Origin of the sequence: Stutzerimonas stutzeri (assembly GCF_024448935.1) — a bacterium.
Lineage (GTDB): Bacteria > Pseudomonadota > Gammaproteobacteria > Pseudomonadales > Pseudomonadaceae > Stutzerimonas > Stutzerimonas stutzeri_AO.
Window position 1 is genome coordinate 1 of record NZ_JAMOIE010000222.1, and the last position, 1,425, is coordinate 1,425.

Here is a 1,425-nt window from a genome sequence, read left to right on the forward strand (position 1 = left end):
TCCTCCGACCTGCCATAGCCGGCGCGCCCCACCCTCAACCTTTCCAGGCGGAGCCCCCCCATGACCCAGACGCCCAACCAACTCGCCGAAGCGATCTGGGCCGCCCGCCAGGCCGGTCGGACACTGGACGCCGCAGCCACCATCGGCACGCCCGACCTCGCCACCGCCTACGCCATCCAGCGCGCGCTGCTCGGCCTGCGCCTGGCCGCCGGCGAGCGCGTGGTCGGGTGGAAGCTGGGTTACACGTCGGAAGTGATGCGCCGCCAGATGGGCATAGCCCGGCCCAACATCGGGCCGCTGACCGACCGGATGCTGCTGAACTCGGGCGACGCGGTGCACGAGCGCCTGGTGCAGCCGCGGGTCGAACCCGAGATCGGGCTGCGCCTCCAAACCGCCCTCGACGCGCGGCACGCGCCCGTCGACCGCCACACCGTGGTCGCCGCCGTGGAGGGCGCCTACGCCTGCCTCGAAGTCGTGCACTCCACCTGGACAGGATACCGCTTCAACCTCGAACAGAACACCGCCGACAACTCGTCCGCCGGCCAGGTCGTCGTCGGGCCACGCCTGCCGGTGACCGACCTGATGGCGGCGGGCACCGTGGCGGTGCGCCTGCACGACGGCAGCCACCACACGCTGGGACAGGGCGTGGGCGCCGATGCCGACGGCCACCCCCTGGACGCGGTGGCGCGGCTGGCGCGGGAGCTGGCCGCGTTTGGTCAGCGGCTGGAGGCGGGTGATCTGGTGATCACGGGTGGGCTGACAAAGGCTTGTGAGCTGGAGGTGGGGGGGAGGTTGACGGGAGTGTTTTCGTTTGGGGACGCTTGGTCGGTAGATGTGACTGTGCGGCGTCTGTGAAACGACACTTGATAGGTGCGGATCGCCTGCACATCAACCCGGTCAACGAACGGCTCCATCAAAGACGCCAGTGCAGCGTGAGCGGTCGCGTGACACCTTGACCAGTGAGCGGCCGGTGGAGGCGCCTCTACGATGGCCTGCAGAGAGGTCGAGTGACAGCCACCAGCCTTGTGCGGACTTCGGCCGCGATCAAATGAAGCGCTGCCACGGGTCGGCGCCGAGCCGACCGCGCAAGCCCTTCCTCAAGCAACTGTATGCCTGCAAGGGGTATCCGCTTAGCTCCATCAGCCCCATTGACACTGTGATTTCATCCAGCAATGGTATCCGATTGCCTCTCCCCGGTGTTCTTGCTCACGACATCCCCATACGTCACTGGCGGCGTCACCACCGCTTGCTGCAGCAAGCGTTAAAACAGCATCCCGCGTGAGCTGGATGTGCGCCGGTTGAAACGGAACACGAATTCATCGAGATAGGCGTCCAGGTGTTCGGGTTGCACAGAACCGTGGTGCGTTCCCAGCACCCAGCGCTGTACCAACGAGGCGACCCGGTGCACTCCCGCCATGGAGACAT

Annotated in this window: 1 protein-coding gene and 1 pseudogene; one reads left to right on the forward strand and one right to left on the reverse strand. The window is 66.9% G+C overall.

What is annotated here, in order from left to right; genetic code table 11:
• Positions 1-60: 60 nt before the first annotated feature.
• Positions 61-855 carry a 2-keto-4-pentenoate hydratase gene (locus NA637_RS24975; RefSeq protein WP_008328897.1) on the forward strand — a complete coding sequence of 265 codons (795 nt, stop codon included), beginning with the start codon at positions 61-63 and terminating at the stop codon, positions 853-855.
• Positions 856-1,162: 307 nt separating this feature from the next.
• Here NA637_RS24975 and NA637_RS25810 read toward each other — a convergent pair.
• A pseudogene (locus NA637_RS25810) lies at positions 1,163-1,425 on the reverse strand (transposase); the annotation flags it as partial.

Excerpts from the sequence above, each read along its gene's own strand:
- NA637_RS24975 (WP_008328897.1), top strand. The coding sequence starts at position 61 with ATGACCCAGACGCCCAACCAACTCGCCGAAGCGATCTGGGCCGCCCGC.